Annotated in this window: 17 protein-coding genes; 7 read left to right on the forward strand and 10 right to left on the reverse strand. The window is 73.5% G+C overall.

Features of this window, described 5'->3' with window-relative positions; genetic code table 11:
- The first annotated feature begins 175 nt into the window (after window positions 1–175).
- The 3 genes from LZ495_RS22970 (at window position 176) to LZ495_RS22980 (ending at window position 2,659) form a co-directional block, all read left to right on the forward strand.
- Window positions 176–1,381 (forward strand): UDP-N-acetylglucosamine--N-acetylmuramyl-(pentapeptide) pyrophosphoryl-undecaprenol N-acetylglucosamine transferase, encoded by a 1,206-nt coding sequence (locus tag LZ495_RS22970; RefSeq protein ID WP_235054734.1) that lies wholly within the window; start codon window positions 176–178, stop codon window positions 1,379–1,381.
- Between the two features lie 113 nt (window positions 1,382–1,494).
- Entirely contained in the window at window positions 1,495–2,175 is a 681-nt protein-coding gene (locus LZ495_RS22975; RefSeq protein WP_235054735.1) for a hemerythrin domain-containing protein, read from the forward strand.
- 64 nt (window positions 2,176–2,239) lie between these two features.
- Window positions 2,240–2,659, forward strand: a complete 420-nt coding sequence (locus LZ495_RS22980; RefSeq protein WP_235054736.1) for a DUF4267 domain-containing protein — start codon at window positions 2,240–2,242, stop codon at window positions 2,657–2,659.
- 101 nt (window positions 2,660–2,760) lie between these two features.
- Here LZ495_RS22980 and LZ495_RS22985 read toward each other — a convergent pair whose 3' ends face one another.
- Both LZ495_RS22985 and LZ495_RS22990 read right to left on the reverse strand, forming a co-directional pair.
- The gene (locus LZ495_RS22985) at window positions 2,761–3,108 is read right to left on the reverse strand and encodes a DoxX family protein (protein WP_235054737.1); all 348 of its coding nucleotides are present in this window, start codon (window positions 3,106–3,108) and stop codon (window positions 2,761–2,763) included.
- A gap of 157 nt (window positions 3,109–3,265) precedes the next feature.
- Window positions 3,266–3,736: a MarR family winged helix-turn-helix transcriptional regulator gene (locus tag LZ495_RS22990; protein ID WP_235054738.1), complete on the reverse strand. Its 471-nt coding sequence runs from the start codon at window positions 3,734–3,736 to the stop codon at window positions 3,266–3,268.
- 107 nt (window positions 3,737–3,843) lie between these two features.
- Here LZ495_RS22990 and LZ495_RS22995 point away from each other — a divergent pair, with 107 nt between their 5' ends.
- Window positions 3,844–4,674: an NAD(P)H-binding protein gene (locus tag LZ495_RS22995; RefSeq protein WP_235054739.1), complete on the forward strand. Its 831-nt coding sequence runs from the start codon at window positions 3,844–3,846 to the stop codon at window positions 4,672–4,674.
- Window positions 4,675–4,682: 8 nt separating this feature from the next.
- Here LZ495_RS22995 and LZ495_RS23000 read toward each other — a convergent pair whose 3' ends face one another.
- Window positions 4,683–5,966 (reverse strand): MFS transporter, encoded by a 1,284-nt coding sequence (locus LZ495_RS23000; RefSeq protein WP_372498631.1) that lies wholly within the window; start codon window positions 5,964–5,966, stop codon window positions 4,683–4,685.
- Between the two features lie 87 nt (window positions 5,967–6,053).
- Between LZ495_RS23000 and LZ495_RS23005 the strand changes: the two genes are divergently transcribed.
- Window positions 6,054–7,253: an ROK family transcriptional regulator gene (locus LZ495_RS23005; protein ID WP_235054740.1), complete on the forward strand. Its 1,200-nt coding sequence runs from the start codon at window positions 6,054–6,056 to the stop codon at window positions 7,251–7,253.
- A gap of 54 nt (window positions 7,254–7,307) precedes the next feature.
- On the opposite strand, the gene LZ495_RS23010 is transcribed toward LZ495_RS23005, so the two are convergent.
- On the reverse strand, window positions 7,308–7,817 hold the full coding sequence (locus LZ495_RS23010; RefSeq protein WP_235054741.1) for a DUF1990 domain-containing protein: 510 nt from the start codon (window positions 7,815–7,817) through the stop codon (window positions 7,308–7,310).
- 72 nt (window positions 7,818–7,889) lie between these two features.
- On the opposite strand from LZ495_RS23010, the gene LZ495_RS23015 reads away from it, so the two are divergent.
- On the forward strand, window positions 7,890–8,483 hold the full coding sequence (locus LZ495_RS23015) for a Uma2 family endonuclease (RefSeq protein WP_235054742.1): 594 nt from the start codon (window positions 7,890–7,892) through the stop codon (window positions 8,481–8,483).
- A gap of 90 nt (window positions 8,484–8,573) precedes the next feature.
- Here the strand turns inward: LZ495_RS23015 and guaA are convergent, their stop codons facing one another.
- Window positions 8,574–10,163, reverse strand: a complete 1,590-nt coding sequence (gene guaA, locus LZ495_RS23020) for a glutamine-hydrolyzing GMP synthase (RefSeq protein ID WP_235054743.1) — start codon at window positions 10,161–10,163, stop codon at window positions 8,574–8,576.
- 287 nt (window positions 10,164–10,450) lie between these two features.
- On the opposite strand from guaA, the gene LZ495_RS23025 reads away from it, so the two are divergent.
- On the forward strand, window positions 10,451–10,756 hold the full coding sequence (locus tag LZ495_RS23025; RefSeq protein ID WP_235054744.1) for a chorismate mutase: 306 nt from the start codon (window positions 10,451–10,453) through the stop codon (window positions 10,754–10,756).
- Between the two features lie 492 nt (window positions 10,757–11,248).
- On the opposite strand, the gene LZ495_RS23030 is transcribed toward LZ495_RS23025, so the two are convergent.
- The 5 genes from LZ495_RS23030 to LZ495_RS23050 form a co-directional block, all read right to left on the reverse strand.
- Complete coding sequence (locus LZ495_RS23030) at window positions 11,249–12,823, reverse strand: succinic semialdehyde dehydrogenase (protein ID WP_235054745.1); 1,575 nt, start codon at window positions 12,821–12,823, stop codon at window positions 11,249–11,251.
- A 75-nt stretch (window positions 12,824–12,898) separates the two neighbouring features.
- Window positions 12,899–14,944: a serine/threonine-protein kinase gene (locus LZ495_RS23035; protein WP_235054746.1), complete on the reverse strand. Its 2,046-nt coding sequence runs from the start codon at window positions 14,942–14,944 to the stop codon at window positions 12,899–12,901.
- 215 nt (window positions 14,945–15,159) lie between these two features.
- Window positions 15,160–16,863: a serine/threonine-protein kinase gene (locus LZ495_RS23040; protein ID WP_235054747.1), complete on the reverse strand. Its 1,704-nt coding sequence runs from the start codon at window positions 16,861–16,863 to the stop codon at window positions 15,160–15,162.
- Window positions 16,864–17,007: 144 nt separating this feature from the next.
- The gene (locus LZ495_RS23045; RefSeq protein WP_235054748.1) at window positions 17,008–18,849 is read right to left on the reverse strand and encodes a serine/threonine-protein kinase; all 1,842 of its coding nucleotides are present in this window, start codon (window positions 18,847–18,849) and stop codon (window positions 17,008–17,010) included.
- A gap of 137 nt (window positions 18,850–18,986) precedes the next feature.
- Window positions 18,987–21,239, reverse strand: coding sequence for a serine/threonine-protein kinase (locus LZ495_RS23050; protein WP_235054749.1), 2,253 nt, complete (start codon window positions 21,237–21,239; stop codon window positions 18,987–18,989).
- Window positions 21,240–21,305: the final 66 nt, after the last annotated feature.

Consider the following 21,305-nt stretch of genomic DNA (forward strand, 5'->3'; position numbering starts at 1 on the left):
CGCCCCCACCCCCCCCCCCGGGCGGGCCGGGGGGGGGGCGCCCCCCCGGGGGGGGGGCCCCCCCCACACCCGCCCATCGACGGTGGCTTGGCGCACGGCGGCGGCGCACTAGTGTGGGGGCCGCAATCAGGGCCGCAGCCGAGGCGGCCGTGTCCCGGTACCGCTTGGAGCACCTGTGACCAGCCGCGAGCCCCTGCGCACCTTCGGAGAATCCGGTCGGGCTTTCCGGATCCTTGTCACCGGTGGCGGGACCGGCGGCCACACGTACCCTGCGCTGACCGCCGTCCGGACGCTGCAGGCCCGGTTGGCCGCGTCGGGCCGGTCGGTGGACGTGCTGTGGGTGGGCACCGAGGCCGGACTGGAGTCGCGGGTCGCCGCGGCCGAGGGCATCGAGTTCGCGGCCGTGGCCACCGGCAAGATCCGGCGTTCCTCGAACCCGTTGAAGATGGTGTCGCCGGCGAACGTGAAGGACATGGGCCGGGTGCCCCTCGGCGTCGCCCAGGCGCGGTCGATCGTGGCGAAGTTCGGGCCGGACGTGGTGCTGTCGACCGGCGGGTACGTCGCCGTGCCGGTGGGCCTCGCGGCGCGGATGTGCCGACGGCCCTTGGTCGTTCACGAGCAGACCGTACGGCTGGGACTGGCGAACAAGGTCCTGGCCCGCGGGGCCGCGTGCGTCGCGGTGTCCGCGGAGTCGACGCTGGCGCTGCTGCCGGATTCGGCGCGGGCCACGGCCGTGGTGACGGGCAATCCGGTGCGTCCGGAGGTGCTCGCCGGCCGGCCGGACAAGGCGGTGCAGGCGCTCGGCCTGCACGGCTTCGACCTGCGCCTGCCGACCGTGTACGTCACCGGCGGCGCCCAGGGCGCGCAGCAGATCAACGCGGTGGTGCGCGACAACCTGCCGTGGCTCCTCAAGCAGGCGAACGTCATCCACCAGTGCGGCCCGGCGAACGTGGACGCACTGCGCGAGGCTGCCGCCTCCCTGCCCGCCGAGTCGGCCGCGCGCTACCTGCTGACCGGCTTCGTCGGCCCCGAACTCCCCGACGTACTGGCGCTTGCGGACGTAGTGGTCTCGCGCAGCGGAGCCGGGACACTCGCCGAGCTGACGGCCCTGGGCAAGGCGGCAGTGTTCGTGCCGCTGGCGTCGTCCGCGGGCAACGAACAGGCGCACAACGCGCGGCACTTGGCCGAGGCAGGGGCTGCCGTGGCGCTGCTCGGCGAGGTGTCGGCGCAGACGCTGCAGGACGCCCTGGGCCCGCTGCTGGCCGACGGGCACCGTCGGGCGGAAATGGCAGGACGCGCCCGGTCCCACGGCCGCCCCGACGCCGCCGACCAGCTCGTGGACGTCCTGCTCGCGGCTGCCGCCGGCGGCCGCAGCCACTAGAGCTGCGGGGCTGACGTACCGCAAAGCCCCGCGCAACCGCACGCAAGCGCCTCCGCAGCGGCTCCAAGTCGTTTCCAAGTGGCCTCCATGAAGCCCCGGCCAAGCTTCAGCACATGGAAACCGCGAGCAACACCCAGAGCCCCGCAGCCGCCCGCCCCGACACCCACGGCATGGTGGTCGTCCACCGCGGCATACGCCGCGAATCCCGGATGCTGGCGCAGCTGATCGCCGAGGTCGCCCCCGGCGACACCGCCCGGGCCCGGGTCCTCGCGGACCACTTCCGCGACTACCGGCTCGGCCTGCACAACCACCACCACGGCGAGGACGAGCACCTGTGGCCCGTCCTCCTGGGCCGCGTCGACCTCGAAGCCGACCTGGTCCTGCGCATGGAGGCGCAGCACGAGCGCGTCGCCGCGACCCTGGCCGGCGCCGAAGCGGCGCTCCCGGCCTGGGAGGCGACCGCCGGCGAGGCCGAGCGCGACACCCTGGTCGCCGTACTCACCGACCACTACGCCGTCCTCGTCGAGCACCTCGACGACGAGGAGAACGAGCTGCTCCCGGTCGCCGCCCGGCACCTGACGGTGCGTGAGTGGGACGCGATGGGCGATCACTTCCTCGCCGCGACGCCCAAGCCCAAGCTGCTCTTCTTCCTCGGCATGGCCCTGGAGGACGCCGACCCCGCCGAGCGCGCCGCGATGCTCGGCGCACTGCCCGGGTTCGCCAAGGTCCTCTGGTACGTCGTCGGCCGCCCGGCGTACGCCCGCCGCATGCGCGCCGTGCGCGGCACCGTCTAAGCCTCAGCTCACCCCAGTTCGACCCATCCCCCTGCCACCCCCGCGACACCCCTGGAGACTTGCCATGACCACGAAGCGCATCACCACCGTCCTCGCCGTCCTCGGCGGCCTGTTCCTCCTCTACATCGGCATCGGCTACCTGGCAGCCCCGCAGTCGATGGCCGAGGGGTTCGGCCTGACGACCATCACGGGCGACGAAGGGACCGGCTTCCTGAGGGTCAAGGGGGACCGCGACGTCACCCTCGGCCTGGTGATCTTCGCGCTGCTGTTCGCCGGGCAGCGCAAGGCCCTGGGCTGGGCCATGGCGGCGATGACGGTCGCCCCGCTGAGCGACATGCTGCTCGTGCTCGACGAAGGCTCGGCTGCGACCGCGTTCAGCGTCCACGGCTCGGCGGCCGTCGTGGTGGCCCTCACCGCAGGCCTCCTCCTCCGCGAGCGCGCCGACGCGCCGCAGACCGCCGCCCCGCAGACCGCCGCGGCCTAGGCTCCGGCACGCGATCCGCACCATGGGAAGACGTCGTCCTGACGTACCGCCAAGCGCCCCGCCGACAGGAAGTCGGAGGGGCGCTTTGTCGGTTCCGGGCCTCAGGCGGCGAAGCTCAGACCGAGCGTCACGGCGACCGGGGCCAGGTAGAGCACCGGGAACAGGACGGTCTTGTAGGACCGGGCTCGCAGGACCGTGATCACCGCGCCCAGGAAGTACAGGATCAGCCCCACCGCAGCCGCGATGCCGATGGCCGGCACCGCCAGACCGGCCAGCAGACCCGCCGCACCGGCGAGCTTCGCCGCCGCGAGCGGCGTCCACCACGCCTTCGGCACCCCGTACTCGACCAGCGGCTCGGTGACGAACTCCGCGCGGCGGGCGAGCGAGACACCGGAGAACCCGACCCACAGGGCGCTGATGACGGCGAGGACGATGTAAGCGACAGACATGGCTTTTCCCCGGATTCGACGTGGTCGGCAGACTGTTCTTCACGTCCGCTGCCTGCGCGTTTCCGTCAGGCTCGGACACAGCACTGACGGAGCCCGGCGATCATGTGTGACAGCCCGGGGCGGGGATTTTTCGACCGGAGCGGCCGTACGCCCGGCCTCAGCCGCGCGGCGTACCCCTGAGACGCTCCGCCTGGGCCCGCCCCACCTCGCCCGCGCGTTCCAAGTAGGCGGCCACGGTGCGGAGTTCGTCTTCCGAGAAGCCTTCCAGCACCTCCGCGAACGCCTTGCCCGGCTCCTCCCACGCCGCCCCGATGCGCTGCCGGGCCTCGGGGACGAGAGCGACGAGTTGCCGCCGGCGGTCCTGCGGGTCGGCGTGCCGCTCGACGATTCCGGCCTTGACCATGCGGTCCACCAGGCGCGTCGCCGAGCCCGAGGTCAGACCTGTCATGCGGGCGATGTCCCCGGTGCTCACCGGCCCGTCCTGGAGGTCGAGGAGGGCGATGCACTGCAGGTCGGTGGCGTGCAGGCCGAGGTGGTCGGCCATCGCCTGGTTGAACGCCATGTAGTCGGCGTAGTGCCGCTGGCTGTCGTCGGCGATGCGCGCCAAGAGCTCTGCACGGGTTGACACCGGCACCTCCATGCCCCAGATTTATCTGCGTGACGCAGAGATTGCGCGACGCAGAATCTTCTTCACGCACTCATCCTAACTCGTCCCCGTCCCGAAAGGCCTCTGCCATGACCACGCTCATCACCGGCGCCCGCGGCGCCGTCGCCCGCCACCTCATGAATCTCCACGACGACGCGGGCCTTCCGTACCGCGCCGCCACCGCCGACCCCGCGACCGCGGCCGCCACGCCGGGCACCGTGCACCTGGACCTCGCCGCCCCCGGGACCTTCGCCCCCGCACTCACCGGCATCAAGCAGGTGTTCCTGTACGCGTCCGCCGAGCACATCGACGTGTTCATCAAGGAGGCGGCGGCCGCCGGGGTCCGGCATGTCGTCCTGCTGTCCTCGTCGGCCGTGCTCGCCGAGGACGCCGAGAACAACCTCATGGCCAAGGCGCACCTCGACGTCGAGAACGCGCTGCTCGCCTCGCCGCTGCCGACCACGGTCCTGCGTCCCGGCTCCTTCGCCGGCAACGCGCGCGGCTGGGCGTGGGCCATCAAGTCCGGCTCGCCGGTCAACCTGCCGTTCCCGGGCGCGCACAACGACCCGATCCACGAACTCGACGTCGCCGAATGCGCGTTCTCGGTACTGGCCGACCGCAGCAAGGCCGGGCAGGTCTACCACCTGACCGGCCCCGCCTCGATGGACTTCCGCACCCAGATCGCCGAACTCTCCGCCGCGCTGGGCCGTACCGTCGAGATCGCCCAGGTCACGCCCGACGCCTGGAAAGCCGAGGTCGCCGCGTACGTCCCCGCCCCGTACGCGGACGCCCTGATCGATTGGTGGCGCAGCAACGACGGCAAGCCCGTCGACACCACCGGCACCGTCGCCACCCTGACCGGCCACCCGGCCCGCCCCTTCACCACCTGGGCCGAGGACAACGCCGCCGACTTCGCCTGACCGGCCGCCTACTCGACGGCCGACTTCGGGCGGGGCTCCGGGACCGCGCCGGAGGCGACCCGAACAGTCCCCGTCCGGTTCGGGTTCAGCAGGCCCGCGCCGAAGATCAGGCCGGACGCCAGGGCTGTCACCAGGATGAACGACCCCACCAGCGACGTCGCGTCCGCGATGCCGCCGATCAGGCTGGGGGCGATCAGGCCCGAGGTGTACGTGACGGTCGCGACGCCCGCGATGGCCTGGCTCGGGTTGGGGCCGCTGCGTCCGGCGGCCGCGAAGGCCAGCGGTACGACGACCGCCACGCCGAGGCCGATCAGCGCGAAGCCGGCCATCGCCATCGCCGGGTGCGGCGCCAAGACCACGAGCAGGCCGCCCAGGGTGGCCAGGATGCCGCCGGAGCGCACCGCGGGAACCGCGCCGAAGCGGTCGACCAGGCGGTCGCCGAGCAGGCGGGCGATGGCCATCGTCAGGGCGAAGCCGGTGGTGGACGCGGCGGCCACCGCGGCCGAGGAGTCCAGGACGTCCTCCAGGTAGACCGCCGACCAGTCCAGGCTGGCGCCCTCCGCGAAGACCGCGCAGAACGCGATGCCGCCGATCAGCAGCGCGGACTTGGGCGGCAGCGCGAAGTGCGGCGGCGCCTCTTCCTCTTCTTGACCCGGCTCGGGCCGGACGTCCAGCACCCACTGCGTGACAACCAGGCCGATGACCGTCAGCACCACGGCAGCGACGCTGAATTGCACGCGCGCGTCGATGTCCGCGTGCGCGCAGATCGTGCCCACGCCGGACCCGATCAGGACGCCGACACTCCACATCCCGTGCAGGCCGGACATGATCGACCGGCCCATCCGGTTCTCGGTCTCGACGCTGAGCGCGTTCATGCCGACGTCCGAGGTGCCGGCCGTGGCGCCGTACAGGAAGAGCGCCGCGCACAGGGCCCACACGTTGGGCGCCCAGCCCGGCAGCAGAAGGACCAGGGTCCACAGCGCGAGCATGACGCGCAGGGTCGGCTTCACCCCGAAGCGGTGGCTCAGCCGGGCCGCCATCGGCATGGCCAGTGCCGCACCGATCGCCGGGAAGGCGAGGGCGAAGCCGAGCTGGCCCGCGCTGACCCCGGCGTGGTCCTGGACCCACGGGACGCGGGCGACGAAGGTGCCGGTCACCGCGCCGTGCACGGTGAACACCCCGGCGATCGCGTACCGCGCCCGGAGCAGCTCGCGGCTCGGCCGGGGCCGGCCGCCCTGAGCCGCGCCCGGCAGCGTGCCGGACGGCGAATCCGCCGACATGGCGTTGCTCATGTCGTCTCCCTCTCTCCCCTGGGCCTGTGCTGTGCGTTAAATTATCAGGAACCCTGCCTGATAAAAAGATCTGGAAGGATCTGCGTCATGGCCCCCGCTTCACCGAGCACCGCCCGCGCCCTCAACGACCGGCTGGCCCTGCGCCTGCTGCAGAGCGAGGGCCCGCTCACCGCAGGACAGCTGAAGACCCTCACCGGGCTGTCCCGGCCGACCGTCGCCGACCTGGTCGAACGCCTCCAGGGCTCGGGCCTCATCCACGTCGTCGGCGAGGCGGGCGCGGCCCGCCGCGGCCCCAACGCCCGGGTGTACGGGATCGTCGCGGAGCAGGCCTATCTGGCCGGGCTGGACGTGCGGATGGACAGCGTCGAGGTCGTCGTGACCGACCTCCTCGGCACCCGGCTCGCCGAGGCGTCCGCCCCCGTCGCCGCGGCCGCCGACACCGAGACCGCCGCGCACGAGGCCGTGGCCCTGGTCGAACGCGCCGCCCGCGAAGCCGGCGTGACCCGCCTGCACAGCATCGGCATCGGTGCGCCCGGGCTCATCGACCCGGCCACCGGCGACCTGCGCGACTCCAGCAGCCTGCCCGCCTGGCACCGCCGCCTGGTCACCGTGCTCCAGGAACGCCTGCCCGCCGCCATACAGGTGGAGAACGAGACCAACCTCGCCGCACTCGCCGAGCAACGCCTCGGCGCGGCACGCGGGTTCGAGACGTTCGTGATGATCTGGCTGAGCTTCGGCATCGGCGCGGCCGTCGTCCTCGACGGCAAGATCCGCCGCGGCGCCTCGGGCGGGGCCGGCGAACTCGGCTTCCTGCCGGTGCCGGGCACGGGCGGACTGCCGTCCAAGGACTCCTGCGACGGCGGCTTCAACTCCCTGGCCTGGAGCCCCGGCGCCGTCCGGCTCGCCGCCGAATACGGCCTGTCCCCCGCCCCCGACGACGGCGAACTCCCCGGCGCCGCCCTGATCCGCACCGCGGTCGCCGCGGTCGCCGCGGGCGCCGACGGCACTCCCGAGGACGCCTTCCTGGACGCCTACGCCGACCGCGTCGCCCTCGGCGCCGCGGCCGTCGCCGCGGTCCTCGACCCCGGCTGCGTCGTCCTCGGCGGCGAGATCGGCCGCGCGGGCGGCGCGGAACTCGCCCGCCGCGTCCAAGACCGGCTGACCCGCCTCTCCCCGCTGCACACCGAGGTACGCGCCACCGAACTGGGCGGCCAAGCGGTCCTGCGCGGCGCACTCCTGGCCGCCCAGCAGTCCGCCCAGGACGCCCTGTTCCCGACCGGAACCTGACGCGGGGTACGCGCCGGGAACGACCCGAGAGCTCAGCCGGTACGAAGCAAGGAATCAGCCCGCAAGCCGCTGCCCCGCCCGCACGTACTGGTCCGTCACCCGCTTCTGCATCATCTTCGCGACCGGCGCCCCGAGCTTCGCCCACCACGGCCCGGGACGGCTGAACGCCCGCACCACGAACCACACTTCACCATCGGCACCCATCTCGGCGAGGAACGCCTCCTCGCCGCGCTCCGGATGCCCCGGCAACGTCCCGTACGCAAACCCGGCCCGCGCGGCCTCGTCGACGACCGCGACCACCCGGCACGGCACCGGCACCCGCACCGGCCCGACACGCGTCACACACGTGATGTCGACGTCCACCGCCGCGCGATCAGCGGCCGCCCGCACCTCGAGCCCGGCCCCGCGCTGGATCTCCCAGCGCATGATCCCCTCCGCCAACGCCCGAAACGCCCGCTCCCCACTCCCGACACACACCCGCCGCTCCACGTGGTGATACCCGGGCGGCATCGCCGACCCCAGAGTCGCCCCGATCTCGGTGTACGTCAGTCGCGCAGTAGCCATGACGGAGATTGTCCCGCACCCCGGATTCCACTCATCCGATCGGGTGATCGCCGACGACCCTAGGCTGAAGTCATGGCGTCGACACACCATCCCAATGCCATCCCCGACCTCCTCGAAGAGGTACCGGTGCCCGACCGCCGCTGGCGTGCGGAGTATGTCGAAGGCGGAATCGCGATCACGCCTCCCGCCGACTTGGAGCACCTGGATATCGAGCGCGATCTTCTGTTCCAAATGCACCGCGGGAACGTCGAGTCGGCCCGGTTGCGAGGGCTCGGCTACTGCCACTCGGCACGCTGCACGGACGAAGCGACCGGCAACCACGTCGTCCCGGACCTTGCCGTGCTCACTCGCACCTACACACCCGCCGAAGTCTCTTCGGCCGCCGGACATCTGAACTGGCTTCCCAGCGATCCGCTCGACTTGGTCGCCGAAGTCACCGGCAACGACCTCATTGCGGACATGCTCGTCAAGGTCAGGGCCTACGGACGCATGGCGATCCCGTACTACCTGATCGTCGACCGCAGCGTCCGGACGGTCACGCTGCTCTGCACGCCCACAGGCGACGTGGACGAACCCGGCTACGCCGACAAGCACGAATTCCGTTTCGGCAAGGACGTCGATCTTCCCGCGCCCTACCCCGCCCTCACAACCAAGAACTGGCGGTAGCACCGCTGCCCCGCAACGGCGAAGTGGCCTGCTGCGCCCGTGAATTCAGCGGGGCGGCAGGCCACTTCGTTTACCAGTGCTCCGTGGGGACTACTCCCACTCGATGGTGCCCGGGGGCTTGCTGGTCACGTCGAGGACGACGCGGTTGATCTCGCGGACCTCGTTGGTGATGCGGTTCGAGATACGGGCCAGCAGGTCGTACGGGAGGCGCGACCAGTCCGCGGTCATGGCGTCCTCGGACGAGACCGGGCGCAGGACGACCGGGTGGCCGTAAGTGCGGCCGTCGCCCTGCACGCCCACCGAGCGGACGTCGGCCAGCAGCACCACCGGGCACTGCCAGATCTCGCGGTCCAGGCCGGCCTTGGAGAGCTCGTCGCGGGCGATCGCGTCGGCGTCGCGGAGGATCTCCAGGCGGTCGGCGGTCACCTCGCCGATGATGCGGATGCCGAGGCCGGGGCCCGGGAACGGCTGGCGCCACACGATCTCGGAGGGCAGGCCCAGCTCTTCGCCGACCGCGCGGACCTCGTCCTTGAAGAGCTTGCGCAGCGGCTCGATGAGCTTGAACTGCAGGTCCTCGGGGAGGCCGCCGACGTTGTGGTGCGACTTGATGTTCGCGGTGCCGGTGCCGCCGCCGGACTCCACGACGTCCGGGTAGAGCGTGCCCTGGACCAGGAACTCGACCTGCTCGCCGTGCGCGCCGGCCTCGGCGACGACCTCGGCCGCGGCGTGCTCGAAGACCCGGATGAACTCGCGGCCGATGATCTTGCGCTTCTCCTCGGGGTCGGTGACCCCGGCCAGCGCGTTCAGGAAGCGCTCCTGCGCGTCCACGACCTTCAGCGAGACGCCGGTGGCCGCGACGTAGTCGCGCTCGACCTGCTCGGCCTCGCCCTTGCGCAGCAGGCCGTGGTCGACGAAGACGCAGGTCAGCTTGTCGCCGACGGCCTTCTGCACGAGCGCCGCGGCGACCGCGGAGTCGACGCCGCCGGACAGGCCGCAGATGACGTGCTTGTCGCCGACGGTCTCGCGGATGTGGTCGACCTGCTCGTCGATGACGTTGGCCATCGTCCAGTCCGCGCGCAGCCCGGCGCCCACGTGCAGGAAGCGCTCCATGACCTGCTGGCCGTACTTCGAGTGCAGAACCTCGGGGTGGTACTGGACGCCGTACAGCCGGCGCTCGTTGTCCTCGATCGCGGCGACCGGGGCGCCCGCGGAGGTCGCGGTGACCGCGAAGCCCTCCGGGGCGCGGTCGACGGCATCGCCGTGCGACATCCACACCGACTGGTCGGCGGGCTGGCCGTCGAACAGGGTGGAGGCGGTGTCGGTGACCGTCAGCTCGGTGGCGCCGAACTCGGCGAGGCCGGTCTCGGCGACGTTGCCGCCCATCGCGCGCGCCATCGCCTGGAAGCCGTAGCAGATGCCGAGGACCGGGACGCCGGCCTGGAACAGCGCCGGGTCGACGCTCGGCGCGCCGTCCGCGTACACCGACGACGGGCCGCCGGAGAGCACGATGGCCGCGGGCTTCTTCGCCAGCATCTCGTCGACCGGCATGGTGTGCGGGACGATCTCGCTGTAGACGCGGGCCTCGCGGACCCGTCGGGCGATCAGCTGCGCGTACTGGGCACCGAAGTCGACGACGAGAACGGTTTCGGTACCGCTCGCGTCCGGACTGGTCGAGGTCACGGAAGGCCTTCCGAGGAGTGCGGGGGTCCCTTGATTCTACGGGCTCGTGATCGGACGCCCGTCTCGGCATCCGGAAGGTGCGCCCGGGGCGGCGTGGTACAGGGCATACTGTGCGCCATGTTCAGTGCGGCGTACGTCTTTACCTATGGCTCCGGGGATCCCGGCGCCATCGCTGTTGCCTGAACGACCACAGGCTTCAACGGCGCCCCGGGTTCTCGGAACCCGGGGCGCCGTTCCGTTTCCCGGGTATGCGAGACACCGGTCCGCCCGACCCGAGGAGAACTCCCGTGACCAGCACCACGCCTTCCGCCTCCGCCGCCTCCGCCGCGGGCGCCGACCCGCAGGCCTCCCCCGAGCAGGTCATCGCGGACACCCGGACCCGCATCGACGATCTGGACCGGCGCATCATCGCGCTGATCGCGGAACGCGTGGCGCTGTCCCAGGAAGTGCAGCGCACCCGGATCGCCGCGGGCGGCCGCCGCGTGCAGCTGACCCGCGAGATGGAGGTCATCAACCGCTACCGCGAGGCGCTCGACAAGCCGGGCACCGAGGTCGCGATGGCCCTGCTGGAACTGTGCCGCGGCCGCATCTGACGTGTCCTCAGGCCGCCGTCCGGCAGGCGTTTCCCGGGCACATCACTCGAAAGGGGACGCCTGCCGACCCGACGGCGTAACCTCCCCGCGCCGACCGTCGTTGTGCCTGCTGACCAGCCGCCCACCGGCGGCCCTGGTCGCCGAGATCGTCGGCGCGATGAGGCATGTCGTATGCGGCTGCCGTGGGACCTCGCGCCGGCGCCGTGACCGGGACGCAGGGGACAGCAATCCGGTCACGACCCCGCCGGCGGCCGGTGTCGGGGACGCCCGATATCGGCCGCCGAGCCTCAGGCGGACACCACGGCGACGCGGTGAAAGGCACGCCTGCAGACGCCGGCATCGACAATCGTCACGCTGCGCCTGGAGATCACACACTATCTGTAATCGGGGCGACTGCGAGCGGTACGGCACACCGGACCGGCCGGAAGCCCGCACGGGACCCCGGCCGACCTGCGCAAAGACCGATGCGGACATCGGCCCCGCGGCCGCGCCTCAGCGCACGCCGAACGTCTTCATGATGCGCAGCGACAGCGTCAGCGACCGCGCCCACTGCTCGTCGGTCATGCCGAACGGCGCCGCGATCGGGATCACCCGCTGCGTGGCGACGGTCTGCGCCTCGGTGAACTTCGTGATGCCCTCGACGCCGTGCCGCCGCCCGAGGCCGGAGTCGCCCATGCCGCCCATCGGCGCCCCCGCGCTGCCGTACGACGCGGCGTAGCCCTCGTTGACGTTCACGCTGCCCGCGTGCAGCCGCCGCGCGAGGCGCGCGCCGCGCGCGGTGTCGCGGGTCCACACGCTCGCGTTGAGGCCGTACGCCGTGGCGTTGGCCCGCTCGACAACCTCGTCGACGTCGGTGAACGGGTAGACCGAGACGACCGGCCCGAAGGTCTCCTCGGCGCACACCGCCATGCCGGGAGTGACGTCCTGCAGCACGGTCGGCTCGTAGAACAGCGGGCCGATGTCGGGGCGCGCCCGGCCGCCGGTAAGCACCTTGGCGCCGTTCTCACGGGCCTGGTCGACGTGCCGGGAGACGTTCTCCAGCTGGCGGCGCGAGGTGAGCGAGCCCATGTCGGCGTCCCAGCCGTAGCCGGCCGCGAGGCGCATGCCCTCGACCCGGGCCAGGAAGCGCTCCAGGAACTGGTCGTGCACGTCGGCGTGCACGAACATGCGCTCGATCGACACGCACAGCTGCCCGGCCGACGAGAAGCACGCCCGCACGGCGCCTTCCGCGGCCCGGTCCAGGTCGGCGTCCGGGAGCACGATCATGGCGTTCTTGCCGCCGAGTTCGAGTGATGCGCCGACCAGCCGGGCGGCAGCCTGCTGCGCGACCTGCCGGCCGGTGCGGGTCGAGCCGGTGAAGCACACGTAGTCGGCGTGCGCGACGACCGCCGGGCCGACGACCGGGCCGTCGCCGATGACGATCTGCCACAGGTCCTCGGGCAGGCCGCACTCGGTGGCGACGTCGAGCGCCCACAGCGCGGTCAGCGCGGTCTGGGTGTCCGGCTTCATGACCACCGCGTTGCCCGCGATCATCGCCGGGATCGCGTCGCCGATGGACAGCGCCAGCGGGTAGTTCCACGGCGAGACCAGGCCTACGACCCCCTTGGGGTGCCGGACCTCGACGGCCTTGGTGAGCACCGGCAGCGCGCCGGCGCGGCGCCGGGTGCGCAGGTAGCCGCGGGCCCGGCGGCCGTAGTGCCGGCAGGTGAGCGCGACGTCGAGGACCTCTTCGAAGGCGTGCTTGCGGACCTTGCCGGTCTCGGTCTGGATGATGTCCAGGATCTCGTCCTGGCGGGCCAGCAGGCGGTCGTGGAAGCGCAGGAACACCGCGGCGCGCTCGCCGACCGGGCGCTCGGCCCAGCGCTGCTGCGCGACCCGGGCCCGCTCGTACGCCGTCGCGACGTCCTCCGGGGTGGACTCCGGCAGGTCGGCCACCGCGGCGCCGGTGAACGGCGCGCGGGTGGTGACCCGGGTCGGGACGGCGCCGGCCACGACGCGCCGCACCAGGCGGTCGACCGGGAGCTCGGGGTGGGCAGCGGGGGCCGCGGCGCGGGCAATGTCCGTCATGCGGCCAGCCTAAGCCGGGCTACTTCGCAGTAACAAGGCTTCGGCAAGCTTCCGGGACGCGTGCCCGGGTGCCGGTCAGCCCTCGCGGAAGTTGGCGAGGACCGTGTCGAAGACCTTGCGGGAGCTCGACCAGTCGGGGTCGAACGAGGCGACATAGACCGAGAAGTCGGTGCCCTTGTCGGTCCGCATGCCCACGTCGATCGCGTGGCTGGGCTTGAGGTTGCCGCCCTGCGGGTCGAACGGGTTGCCGAGCCACGTGAACTCCCACACCGCGGCCTCCCAGCCGGGCCGGCCGATGGGGTACGAGGCGAGCTGCAGCGTGCGGTAGTCCTGCTTCTTCTTCTTGAAGTCCGCATCGATCGCGGTCAGGTTGTCCAGCGGGCGCACGCCGCCGTTGTCGATGCCGATCCGCAGGAACGTCTTGCTGCGCGGGTCGACGTAGTCGATCTGCGCGCCGCTCTGCGAGCGCGTCCAGCCGTTCGGCACGAACAGCGAGAAGCCGGCCGGGTCGCGGGTCCAGGTGTAGCCGGGCACCGGCGCGGGCGCACCGGTCGTCGCGGGCGGCGTGGTGGCACCGGGCGGCGGGACGATCGCGCTCGGGCCGCCGCTCGCGCTCGGCGAGCCGCTCGGCCGGTCGCCGGGCTGCCCGCTGACCTGCACACCGTCGGTGGCGGCGGCGTTCACCGGCGGATTCGCCTTGTCGTCGTCGCCGCCCCGCAGCACGAACGTGACCGCGACGCCGGCCGCGATCAGCGCGATGACCAGAGCCGTGATGCCGAGCGCCATCGGCTTGCGGGACGCCCGGGCGGGCGGCGCGGCCGGGCCCGATGCCTGCAGGGTGTGCGGACCGGTCGGGTACGGGCCCGCGGGCGCGGCGGGTCCCGCCGGGTAGCCCTGGCCGTACGTCGGGCCGTACCCCGCCGCGGGCCACGGCGTTCCGGCCGAGTGCGAACCGGGATGCGACCCGGGACCCGACCCCGGATTCGACCCTGGATTCGATCCCGGATACGTCCCCGCGTAGGACCCCGGTCCCGAGTCGGAGCCGGCCGAAGGACCGGTCACCGTGGGCGAGTTGCCGACCGCGAATGCGGCGCCGTGCACGGTGGCCGTACCCGCGCCCACGCCCGGCGCCATCCCGTGCGCCGACTCCGCAGCGGGTATGGAACCCGCTGGCGGCACTGCCGAGTTGGCCTCGGTCGGCGGGACCGCTCCGCGGTGCGCCTGGGTCTGGTCGCCGCGCACGATCCCGGTCAGGAGGCGCTCGACCTCCTTGGCGGGCAGGCGCTGCGCCGGGTCCTTCTGCAGCAGGCCGTGGATCACCGGGAGCAGGACGCCCGCCCGGCGCGGCGGGTCGGGCTCTTCGAGCAGGATCGAGTTGAGCGTGCTGATCATCGTCGGCCGGTCGAAGGGGTTGCGCCCCTCGACCGCCATGTACATGACCAGGCCGAGCGACCACAGGTCGGCGGCGAGGTTCGGGCGCAGGCCCTGGGCCCGCTCCGGGGCCAGGAAGTTGGGCGAGCCGATGAGCATGCCGGTCGCGGTCAGCGTCTGCGCGCCGGTCTCGGTCGCGATGCCGAAGTCGGTGAGCACGACCCGGCCTTGCAGCGTCACCAGGATGTTGGCCGGTTTGACGTCCCGGTGCAGGACGCCTTTCTCCTCGGCGGCCATGAGCGCGCCGAGGACCTTGAGGCCGACCTCGGCGGCCTCGGCGGGCGCCAGCGTGCCGCGGTTCTTGAGCACGTCGGCAAGCGACTCGGCCTCGACGAGTTCCATGACGATCCACGGGATGCCGCCGTCCTCGACGACGTCGTGGATGGTGACGACGTTCTCGTGGGTGATCCGCGCGGCGGTGCGCGCCTCGCGCAGCGTGCGCTGCTGCTGGATCTCGCGCTCTTCGTCGTCGAGGTGCTCGGGGAGCCGCAGTTCCTTGATCGCGACGTCCCGGTGCAGCATCTCGTCGACGGCCCGCCAGACCGTGCCCATGCCGCCGCGGCCGAGCACCCCGGCCAGCCGGTAGCGGCCCGCCACGATGCGTGCGGCACCGGCCGGACGCGCCGGCCCGCCCGCGTCCGCGCGTGCCGCATCCCCGGACACGCCGCCGGCCGGCCCGCCGTCCGCCATGATTTCCTCCCGCTGTGCCGGTGGTCCGGCCTCCCCCGCCGGGACTCCACCGGATGTGTGCCGTTAGCCCGGTCAGCCTAAAGCCTCCGGGGCCGCGCGACCGGCGCCCGCCCCCGTCCGGCCGCCCGCGCACGGCCGTTCCCGCGGCATCCGGGCAAGCCGGAGGCCCGGATGCGGCAGGAACGGTCCGCCTCGTATGTACGCGTCCGCCTCGGTCAGCCGGCGACCTCGGCCGCCGGGGCCACCACCACCGGTCCGCTGCTCGGCGGCGTGGTGGTGGGCGGCTTCGTCGTGGTCGGCTTGGTGGTCGTCGGCGCCGTCGTGGTCGGCTTGGTGGTCGTGTTGGTCGGCCGGTGCGTGGTCGTCGGACGCGTGGTCGGCGACGTCTTCTTCGTCGCCGGGGAGTCGTCCTTCGTCTCGGATCCGCCCGCCCCGGCATTGCCGTTCGAGTCGTCGGTCGCCGGGCTCAGCACGCCGCCCACACCCGCATCGGAGCTGTCGCCGGTGGCCCCGGCGCTGTTGCCGCTGTCGTTCCCGGTGCCGCCGCCTCCGCCGCCGTCCTTGTCCATCGCCGCCGGGATGGCCCAGATCGCCGCGGCCACCGCTGCCGCGGCCAGTCCGCCCATCAGGACGTACTTCGACCGCGAGCGCTGCCGCGGCGGGAAGGCCTCGCCGGTCATCCGCTGCGTACCGCCGGGGCCGACCGGCGCCTCGGCGCCGTGCATGGCCGGGCCCGGGAACGGCGGCGGGGTGTCCGGGTTGCGCGGGTGGCCGGCACCCGCGGTCCGCGTCTCGTCGGCCTGCTCGTGCGCCACCGGAACCCAGCCGGACGACTCGCCGGCCGCGCCGTACGCACCCGCGCCCAGCGCCCCGGCCGCCGCACCCTCGCCCGCCGTGCGGGCGAAGCCGGGCCCCTGGGTGAGCCCGTGCGGTCCGCGCGGGTCCTCGACGGTGGCCTGGCCGCCGAACGACGAGGGCTCCGGCGGCGCCGGGATGCCCAGCGCCGCGGCGCCCGCGCCGGTGGCCAGTGCCGTCTCGGCGCTCGCGTGGCCGCCCGCCGCGAGGGCCTGCCCGGTGCCGTGCTGCTTCCCCTTCAGCGCAGCACCGAGCAGGAGTTCGGTCTCGGCCTCGTCGGGCCGGTCGTCCGGTTCCTTGCGCATGAGCGCGGCGATCGCCGGGCCGAGCGCGCCTGCGTACCGGGTGGCCGCAGGCTCGTCCTGCAGCACCGCGGTCAGCGTCTCGATGGCGCCGCCCCGGGCGAACGGGGAGCGCCCCTCGACCGCCTGGTAGAGCGTCACGCCCAGCGACCACAGGTCGGACGCGGCCCCGGGCCGCCGGCCCAGGACGCGCTCCGGCGCCAGGTATTCGGGCGAGCCGATCAGCATGCCGGTCGCGGTCAGCGTCGCGGAGCCGAGCACAGTGGCGATGCCGAAGTCGGTGAGCACGACCCGGCCGCCGCTGCCGATCAGGATGTTGCTGGGCTTCACGTCGCGGTGCAGCACGTCGGCATCGCGCGCCGCGCGCAGCGCGGACAGCACCTTGATGCCGATCTCGGCGGCCTCGGACGGGCCGAGCCGGCCCTCGTGCTCGATCACGTCGTCGAGCGAGCGGGCCCGCACCAACTCCATGACGATCCACGGGCGGCCGCCGTCCTCGACGACGTCGTAGATGGTCACCACGTTCGGATGCACCACGCGTGCGGCCGCCCTGGCCTCGCGCATGGCGCGCTCGCGCCGGGTCTCCTGCTCCGCGGGGTCGAGGTCGTCCGGTATACGGACTTCCTTGACCGCCACCTCGCGGCGCAGCAGTTCGTCGACGGCGAGCCAGACCGTGCCCATCCCCCCGCGGCCCAGCGATTCGCCGAGCCGGTACCTGCCATTGACCAGGCGGCTTTCGCGGCCGCCACTTGCCTCCGTCACGGGTCCCTCCCCATCGGACCGTGCTGTACATCGTCCCCCCGAGACAACGTATGGAGGCCCATGCCCGTTCGGAGCTGCCGCAATCGGATCCGGACGTGCCCGTGACGGAACCGGCACAGTACTCGCCCGCATCGGGCGCCCTGATCAACTACGGGGCGTGAAGGTGGACTTCGCCGCCTCGAAAACCGACCTTATGGTCGGTGTGCCGGCCTCCGGACCGGACACCCAGAAGTCGTACGTAAGGCCGTTGGCGACGTACCGCAGGTTGACGGACCGGCGCAGCGTGCCCTGGTCGTTCCAGGTGAACTCCCAGATCCCGGCCGGGCCGCCGCCGAACGTGGTCTTCTCCAGGCGCACCCGCGTGTACCCGGGATAGGTCGCGGTGGCCGAGCTGCCGCTGCCGTTCGCGTCCTGGGCGGCCAGGTCGGAGTACGGGTCGCCGGAGGCGTCGGCCGCGTTCATCCGCACGCCGAGGCGCATCGTGCCGTCCGGCGACCGGTAGAACACCCGGCCGCCCTCCGCGGAACGCTGCCAGCCGTCGAGCACCGCGACCCGGAAGCCGCCCGGGTCGTCGACGTAGTGGTAGCCGGCCGGGGCAGGGACCGGGGCCGAGGACGGCGGCGCGGACGTGGCCGGCGGGCCCGGCGGAGGTGCGGGCACCCCGGCGGTCGACGTCGCGGACGGACCGGGCTTCGACGTCGCGGACGGGCCGGTGCTCGGCGGCGCGGACGCGCCCGGTGCCGTCCCCGGGGCGCTCGTGGCGTTCGGCGGGGTCGTGGCCGATGCGGGCTTCGCGGCGCTTCCGCCGCCGTCGCGCCCGGCGACATACGCCCACACCCCCGCGCCCGAGGCGACCAGGACCAGGGCGAGCACCGGCACGAGGACCCGCACGCGCCGGCTCGGCACGGGCAACGTGTCCGAGCCGGGCCCGAGTTCGCCGCCGGAGGAGCGCGGGTCCACCGCGTACAGCGGCGCGGACCAGTTGTCGGCCGTCGGCCATTCGGGCGTGTCGGGTGCCTGCGGGCCCACACGCGGCGGCGCGGCGGGCATCGGCGGGGGCGGCGGTATGGCCGCGGCCGGCGCGGCGCCGAGCTCGGTCTCGGGCACGGCTGCCGGCGGAGGTGGCAGAGGCGACGGAGGTACAGGCGCGGTCACCGCCGCAGCACCCGCGGCGGAGGACTGCGCCAGCAGCCGCAGTCCCTGGTCCGCGGTCAGCCGCAGCAGCGGGTCCACGGTGAGCAGCCCGGCCAGCACTTCGCCCAACTCGCCCGCATGCCGCGGCGGGTCGTACACGCCGTCCAACACGGCCTGCAGCGTGGCGAATTCGCCGTTGCGCCGGAACGGCGAGCGGCCTTCGAGCATCTCGTACAGCGTCGCGCCGAGCGACCACAGGTCCGACGCCGGTCCGGGGCGCATGCCCTGGGCGCGCTCCGGGGCCATGTATTCGAGCGTGCCGATGGTCGTGCCGGTGACCGTGATCGTCGACGAGCCGACCAGGGTCGCGATGCCGAAGTCGGTGAGCACCGCGCGCCCGTCGAGCGCCATCAGGACGTTGCCGGGCTTGATGTCGCGGTGCACCACGCCCGCGGCGTGCACGGCGGCGAGCGCCGCCAGCAGGCTGCGGGTGACGCGGGCCGCCTCGGAGACCGGCAGTCGGCCCTCGGAGAGGTCGTCGGCGAGCGTCCGGCCCGGCACCAGTTCCATGATGATCCAGGGGCGTTCGCCGTCCTCGACGACGTCGTAGACGGCCACCACGCCGGGATGCGTCACGAGTGCGGCGGCCCGCACCTCGCGCATCGCCCGGGCCGCGCGCCGGGCGCGCTCGTCGTCCGGAAGGTCGTCCGGCACCCGGACTTCCTTGACCGCCACGGTCCGGTCCAGCACGGTGTCGTACGCGCGCCACACCGTGCCCATGCCGCCCCGGCCCAGCATGTCCGCCAGCCGGTAGCGCCCGGCCACCATGCGCTCCCCGGTCGGATCCGTCACCCGACTCCCCGCTCCCGCCCGATGTGCAGCTCGTCCGCTTGCCTGCTTGCCCGCGTGCCTGCCTGCCCGCGTGCCTGCCCGCCCCTGTCACGGCCACCGTACCCACCGGGCGGCCGCGGCCCTCCGCGCGGCCGGGTTCACCGCCTGATGGCCATGTTCTCCTTCGCGTGGTCGAAGTACGCGGCGGCGGTGGGCCACAGCTCCTCGCGGCACCGGACGGTCATCCAGTACCGCACGCCGTCCCCGGTGCGCACGACAAGGTCCTTGCCGTGGAACGCGGCCCCCTCCGGGCCGCGCCACACGTACTCCCACTCGGCGGCGTCGTGCCCGCGGTAGTCCATGGACTCCAGCTCCACGCGCCGGTACCCCTCGCTGTCGCGGTAGTCGCGCGATGCCAGCGTGCCGTGCTCGCGGTGCAGCACGGACTCCTCCGGCGGCATCACGATGCCGCGGTCCACACTGACGGTCACCGAGATCAGCCGGTCCGGGTCGTACACCGCGAGGCCGCTGTCGGTGGTCGTGCAGCTCCAGCCCTCCGGCACGGGCAGCGCGAACCCGAGCCCCGACCCGGTGCGCAGCCGGCGCAGCACCGCGCCGTCGATCAGCGGACCGAGCGCCAGGCAGCCGCCGACCAGACCGAGCACCCACACCAAATCCGGGTCGATGTCCCGGAGTTCGAGGGCGCCGCCGCCGATCACGCCGATCAGCATCGCGGCCGGCACCGAGCGCGAGAGTCTGCGGTGCGGCAGCACGAGCCATACGCCGAGCGCCGCGGCGAGCAGGGAGATCGTGTACATCCCGGCCCAGGAACCGTAGTTCGCGAGCCACTTGGCCATCGCGGCGCTGATGATCGCGACGATCACCAGCACGGTCGCCCAGTGCCGGATGTACCAGCGCGGCCAGCGCCGGTAGCGCGCCCGGAACCCGCCGCCGCGGCGGGCCCGCGCACGGTCGCGGCGGCCGAGCTTGCCGGACCCGGCGGACGAGCCGGGGTCGCCGGCCCGGGTTCCGGCGCCGGTGGCGGTGGCGGTGGCTGCGCCGCTGCCGGATGCGGAGCCGGCGCCCCGGCCGAAGCGCTTGCGGGCCCGTTTGCCGGTGTCCGCGCCGGAGCCGCCGGGCGGCACGGTCTCGCCCGCGCGCGTGCCCTGCACACGCAAGTTGGTCTGGGTGACGCCGGTGGGCGGCGCCGCGACGTCCTCGGCGGGGGCTGCGGCTGACTTCTCGGCTCCCCGGCCTGTGCCTGTGGCCCCCGCGGAACCGGCGCCCGCGGAGTCGCGATCGGCGGCAGGCCTACGGGCCCCCGCGCTCGTACCGGTGGCGGCGCCGGCGCCGGTGCTTGCGGCCGCCCCCAGCGCTCCGCGTCCGGTCCGGCCGGTCGCGTGCCCGCGCGCGCCGCTCCCGGCGAGGACACCGGATCCGCGGCTGCCCGGGTCGCCGACGTAGTGCCGTCCGCCGCCCGACGCCCCCGCGGCGGTCCCGGAGCCGCCGTGCCAGGCATGCCGGCGGGCCGCCGCGGGGCGGGCCCGTCCGGAAAACGTCCGGGCCGGCCCCGGCGGCGCGGGCGCCGCCTCCGCGGCCTCGACCAGCCGCTCACGCAGCAGCACCGCGTCGGCGCGCGCGGTCGGGTCCTGGACCAGCACGGACCGCAGCACGGGCATCAGGGCGCCGGCGTGCTCCAGTTCCGGGAACCGCGCGGCAGCGACCGCGGCAAGGGTGGCGGCGTGCGTGGCGCGCCGGTACGCCGGGCGGCCCTCGACCGCCTCGTACAGCGTCACGCCGAGCGACCACAGGTCCGCGGGCGGGCCGGGCATCTGGCCGTCCACCTGCTCGGGCGCGAGGTACTCCGGCGAGCCGACGAGCGCGCCGAGCTGGGTGAGGGTGGCGCTGTCCTCCACGGAGGCGACGCCGAAGTCGGTGAGCACCACGCGCCCGTTGCGGGCCAGCAGGACGTTGGCGGGCTTCACGTCGCGGTGCAGGACCCCCGCGTCGTGCGCCGCCTCCAGCGCGGAGAGCAGCCGCAGGCCCATCTCGGCGACCTGCCCGGGGGCCATCGGGCCGTCCTTCTCGATCTCCTGCGCGAGCGAGAGGCCGCGGACGAGCTCCATGACGATCCACGGCCGGCCGTCCTCGGCGACCACGTCGAAGATGGTCACGACGTTCGGGTGGTCGATCCGCGCGGCGGCGCGCGCCTCGCGGAGCATGCGGGCGCACAGAGTGCCGCGCTCTTCGTCGTCCACGTGGCCCGGCACCCGGAGTTCCTTGACCGCGACCTGCCGGTCGAGCACTTCGTCGAGGGCGCTCCAGACGGTGCCCATGCCGCCGCGCCCCAGGCGTTCCCGCAGCCGGTACCGGCCCGCGAGCAGGCGCCCGTCGGACTCCGGGTCGGTCATGCGCGTCTCCTGTGCTGGGGTTCGCGGCCCTTCCAGTCAACCACCCCGGCCCGGGGTTGGGCGGGT

The sequence above is a fragment of the Yinghuangia soli genome (assembly GCF_021502675.1).
GTDB classification, from domain to species: domain Bacteria; phylum Actinomycetota; class Actinomycetes; order Streptomycetales; family Streptomycetaceae; genus Yinghuangia; species Yinghuangia soli.